The organism is Actinomadura logoneensis (assembly GCF_003428695.1).
GTDB classification, from domain to species: Bacteria; Actinomycetota; Actinomycetes; order Streptosporangiales; family Streptosporangiaceae; genus Spirillospora; species Spirillospora logoneensis.
Map to the genome: position 1 here is coordinate 1 of NZ_QURH01000225.1, position 5,263 is coordinate 5,263.

At 72.4% G+C, this 5,263-nt stretch carries 4 protein-coding genes; all 4 read left to right on the top strand.

What is annotated here, in order from left to right; all coding sequences use genetic code 11:
• On the top strand, positions 1–857 hold an 857-nt coding region (locus tag DZF91_RS12900), incomplete at its 5' end, for a DnaJ C-terminal domain-containing protein (RefSeq protein ID WP_117357717.1).
• Positions 858–864: 7 nt separating this feature from the next.
• Positions 865–1,314, top strand: a complete 450-nt coding sequence (locus DZF91_RS12905) for a heat shock protein transcriptional repressor HspR (RefSeq protein WP_117357718.1) — start codon at positions 865–867, stop codon at positions 1,312–1,314.
• Between the two features lie 15 nt (positions 1,315–1,329).
• Positions 1,330–3,930 carry an ATP-dependent chaperone ClpB gene (clpB, locus tag DZF91_RS12910; protein ID WP_117357719.1) on the top strand — a complete coding sequence of 867 codons (2,601 nt, stop codon included), beginning with the start codon at positions 1,330–1,332 and terminating at the stop codon, positions 3,928–3,930.
• A gap of 186 nt (positions 3,931–4,116) precedes the next feature.
• Entirely contained in the window at positions 4,117–4,521 is a 405-nt protein-coding gene (locus tag DZF91_RS12915; RefSeq protein WP_117357720.1) for a MarR family winged helix-turn-helix transcriptional regulator, read from the top strand.
• Positions 4,522–5,263: the final 742 nt, after the last annotated feature.

The following is a 5,263-nucleotide window of genomic DNA, read 5'->3' on the forward strand; positions in this document are numbered from 1 at the left end:
GCCCGGCCGGCGGCGCCGGGGAGCGCATCGGCGACCTGTTCGGCGGCCTGTTCAACCGGGGCGGCACGCGCACCGGGGCGGGCGCGCGCCGGGCGCGGCGCGGCGCGGACGTCGAGACCGAGGTGACGCTGTCGTTCGGCCGCGCGATGAACGGCGTGACCGTCCCGCTGAAGCTGACCAGCGAGGCGGCCTGCCCCACCTGCCACGGCACCGGCGCGAAGGCCGGCACCGTGCCGCGGGTGTGCCCGAACTGCGAGGGCACCGGGCAGGAGACCCGCAACCTCGGCAACTTCGGGTTCAGCGAGCCGTGCCACATCTGCCGCGGCCGGGGACTGGTCGTGGACGACCCGTGCCCGACCTGCAGCGGCAGCGGGCGCGCGACCGGCACCCGCACCATCCAGGCCCGCATCCCGGCGGGCGTCGCCGACGGGCAGAAGATCCGGCTCAAGGCCAAGGGCGCGCCCGGCGAGAACGGCGGCCCGGCGGGCGACCTGTACGTGAACATCAAGGTCCTGCCGCACCCGGTGTTCGGCCGCAGCGGCGACAACCTCACCCTGACCGTCCCGGTCACCTTCCCCGAGGCCGCGCTCGGCGCGGAGATCAAGGTGCCGACGTTCCAGGGCCAGCCCGTCACGCTGCGCATCCCGGAGGGCACGCCGAACGGGCGGACGTTCCGGGTGCGGGGGCGCGGCGCAACGCGGCGCGACGGCACCAAGGGCGACCTGCTGGTGACGGTGGACGTCCAGGTGCCGGACAAGATCGACGACCAGACCCGCGCGGCGCTGGAGGCGCTGCGGTCCTCCGGCGCGGGCGACGACCTGCGCGGCGAGCTGCTCCAGCAGGCCAGGGAGGAGTAGGTGCCCCATGGACGCCTTCGGCGATGACACGCCGGTCTACGTGATCTCGGTGGCGGCGCAGCTGTCCGGGCTGCACCCGCAGACGCTGCGCACCTACGACCGGCTCGGCCTGGTGTCCCCGGGCCGCACGCAGGGCCGGGGACGCCGCTACTCCATGCGCGACATCGTGCTGCTCCGCGAGATCCAGCGGCTCTCGCAGGAGGAGGGCGTCAACCTGTCGGGCATCAAGCACATCCTGGGCCTGCAGCGGGAGAACGCGCGCCTGAACGACGAGCTCCAGCGCGCCCGCGAGACCCTGCAGGACCTCGCCAACGAACTCGAATCGACCCGGGCGGTCGCGGCGCGCCTCGCGCAGCAGCGCCGCCGCGGGGAATCCGGTGACGCTCCCGGGGGCGACCTCGTGCCCATCCGCGCGACGGGCGTGGTCGTCTGGCACGAGCGGGGCCGGGACCGATAGGGGGATCCGAAGAACATGGACTACAAGCTCACCCAGAAGTCCCAGGAGGCGGTCTCGCTCGCGGTGCGGCGCGCCGCCTCCGAGGGCAACCCGCAGGTCGAGCCCCAGCACCTGCTCGTGGCGCTCATCCAGCTGACCGACGGCACGGCCGTCCCGCTGCTGGAGGCCGTCGGCGCGGACTGGAAGGCCGTCCGCGCCCGGGCCGAGGAGCAGCTGGCGAACCTGCCGAAGGCGGCGGGCTCGACCGTGTCGTCCCCGCAGATGTCGCGGCAGCTGATCGTCGCGGTGAACACCGCCGCGAACCGCGCCCGGCAACTGGAGGACGAGTACGTCTCGACCGAGCACCTGCTGGTCGGGCTCGCCGCCGACGGCGGGCCGGTCGCGGGGCTGCTGAAGGACGCCGGCGCGACCCCGAACGCGCTGCTGGAGGCGTTCGAGAAGGTCCGCGGGCACGCCCGCGTCACCTCGGAGAACCCCGAGGAGACCTTCCAGGCGCTGGCCAAGTACGGCGTCGACCTGACCGCCGCCGCGCGCGAGGGCAAGCTCGACCCGGTGATCGGCCGCGACGCGGAGATCCGGCGGGTCGTCCAGGTGCTGTCGCGGCGCACCAAGAACAACCCGGTGCTGATCGGCGAGCCCGGCGTCGGCAAGACCGCCGTCGTCGAGGGCCTCGCGCAGCGGATCGTCGCCGGGGACGTCCCCGAGTCGCTGCGCGGCAAGACGCTGGTCGCGCTCGACCTCGGCGCGATGGTCGCGGGCGCGAAGTACCGCGGCGAGTTCGAGGAGCGGCTGAAGGCCGTCCTCAACGAGATCAAGCAGTCCGAGGGGCAGGTCGTCACGTTCATCGACGAGCTGCACACGGTGGTCGGCGCGGGCGCGGCCGAGGGCTCGATGGACGCGGGCAACATGCTCAAGCCGATGCTGGCCCGCGGCGAGCTGCGCATGATCGGCGCGACCACGCTGGACGAGTACCGCGAGCGGATCGAGAAGGACCCGGCCCTCGAGCGCCGGTTCCAGCAGGTCCTGGTGGGCGAGCCGTCCGTCGAGGACACCGTCGCGATCCTGCGCGGGCTGAAGGGCCGGTACGAGGCGCACCACAAGGTGCAGATCAACGACTCGGCGCTGGTCGCCGCGGCGACGCTGTCCGACCGGTACATCACCTCCCGGTTCCTGCCGGACAAGGCGATCGACCTGGTGGACGAGGCGGCGTCCCGGCTGCGCATGGAGATCGACTCCCGTCCGGTCGAGATCGACGAGCTGCAGCGCTCGGTCGACCGGCTGAAGATGGAGGAGATGGCGCTCGCCAAGGAGACCGACGAGGCGTCCAAGCAGCGCCTGGAGCGGCTGCGCAAGGACCTCGCCGACAAGCAGGAGCACCTGAACGTCCTGAACTCCCGCTGGGAGAAGGAGAAGGCCGGGCTGAACCGGGTCGGCGAGATCAAGGAGCGCATCGACGCGCTGCGCAGCGAGGCCGAGCGGGCCCAGCGCGACGGCGACTACGAGACCGCCTCCCGGCTCACCTACGCCGAGATCCCGCAGCTGGAGAAGGACCTCGCCGAGGCGTCCGCCGAGCAGGCGGGCGAGACCACCGACACCATGGTGAAGGAGGAGGTCGGCCCGGACGACGTCGCGGACGTCGTGGCGTCCTGGACCGGCATCCCCGCGGGCCGGCTGATGGAGGGCGAGACCTCCAAGCTGCTGCGCATGGAGGACGAGCTCGGCCACCGGCTGATCGGGCAGCGCGCCGCCGTGGGCGCCGTGTCGGACGCCGTCCGCCGCGCCCGCGCCGGCGTCGCCGACCCGGACCGTCCGACCGGCTCGTTCCTGTTCCTCGGCCCGACCGGCGTCGGCAAGACCGAGCTGGCCAAGGCGCTGGCGGAGTTCCTTTTCGACGACGAGCGGGCGATGACCCGGATCGACATGTCGGAGTACTCCGAGAAGCACGCGGTGGCCCGCCTGGTCGGCGCGCCTCCCGGCTACGTCGGCTACGAGGAGGGCGGCCAGCTCACCGAGGCCGTCCGGCGGCGCCCGTACTCGGTCGTCCTGCTGGACGAGGTGGAGAAGGCGCACCCGGAGGTCTTCGACATCCTGCTCCAGGTCCTCGACGACGGCCGTCTCACCGACGGCCAGGGCCGCACGGTGGACTTCCGGAACACCATCCTGATCCTGACGTCCAACATCGGCTCGCAGTTCCTCGTCGACCCGGCGATGGAGAACGGCGCCAAGCGCGAGGCGGTCATGGCGGCCGTCCGGACCTCCTTCAAGCCCGAGTTCCTGAACCGCCTGGACGACGTCATCGTCTTCGACGCCCTGTCCACCGACGAGCTGACCCGCATCGTGGACCTGCAGGTCGAGCGTCTGGCCCGCCGCCTGGCGGACCGCCGCCTGCGCCTGACGGTGACCGACGCGGCCCGCGAGTGGCTGGCCCTGACGGGCTACGACCCGCTGTACGGCGCCCGTCCGCTGCGCCGACTCGTCCAGACCGCCATCGGCGACCGCCTGGCGAAGGAACTGCTCTCGGGCACCATCCACGACGGCGACGAGGTGGTGGTCGACCTGGACGACTCCGCCGACGCCCTCACCGTCACCCCTGCCCGCCCCCTGGCGACGACCTGACCCACCCCGCAGAAGGGGCGGCCCCACCCCAGGGGCCGCCCCTTCTGCCGCTCCCCGAAGCGGACGAGCGCACGTGATATCTTCCCGTGTAAAGTTGCTTCCTCAGAGAAGCTTCTGCCGAGCGTCTTGGCGAGAGGGGTGGGTTCGGTGGCGAGTGGGGATCCGTCGGCGGTCTATCAGCGGTACATGAGCGCGCTGATGCTGCACGGGCAGGCGAGCGCCAAGGCCGTTGACCTGGGGGCCACGGATCTTTACGCGCTGAACATCCTGAAGCTGTTCGGTCCTCTGACGCCGGGTGAGCTGGGGCGGCGCGCCGGTCTGACGACCGGCCCCACGACGCGCCTGGTCGACCGCCTCGAACAGGCCGGTTACGTGCGCCGCGTGCCGGACGCCGACGACCGCCGCAAGGTCATCGTCGAGCTGGTCACCCAGCCGTCCGGATTGGACGAGGCCCTCACCCCGGTCCGCCGGAAGATCGGCGGCATCATCCAGGGCTACACACAGGAGCAGCAGGCACTCCTCTTCGACTACTTCGCCCGCGCCGCCGACGCCTTCCAAGAAGCCACCGAGGAACTCCGCAACCAAGCCTGACCACCCCCGCCCCCAACCCCCACTCCCCCACAAAGACCACCCTCCGCGCGCGCCCTCCTCGGCAGCGCCCACCTACCCGGCACCGCCGATCCACCGCCCCATCTCGCCCTGGCCACGCGCAGTCTCGGCCTCTTCCCGGATGCGCGCAGTCTCGCCCTCGTCCTGACCGCGCACGGTCTCGGCTCGGCGGTCGCCATCAGGGTGACGGCCTCGTCGACTGCTCGACCTGCTCGAACTGCCGGATGGCGGGCGTGAGTCAATATCCCGCGCCTCGGTGGCTGACCGCTCTCCCCGCTGACCTCCCCGAAACCACGCCCCAGCACGAACACATCCACCTGCACAGCACCAGAACATCACCCCGCACTCCCCACAGCCACGTTGCCCCCGTTACCCGTGCGCGCCACCCATGAGCCCCATGGGCACAGACGCCTGCCGACGACCTCCTAAAGCCCGGCCCAGTCCTTGAAGACAGCAGCACGAACACCGCCCTGCGCTACCCCTGCGGGCCTCTCCCTAGGTCCGCGCAGGCACCTCGGCCCGCGCCCGCGTGGACGCCCTGCCCCGTGTTCCGCGTGCACGCCTCAGCCCGCACTCCCTTGTGGACACCCGGCCCGCGCTCCGCGTGGACACACCGGCCCGCAGGGTGCGTGGACACGCCGACCTGCACGGCGCGTGGGCACCCCGGCCCGCGGTCCGCGCGAGTGCCCGGCCCGCGGTCCGCGCGAGTGCCCGGCCCGCGGTC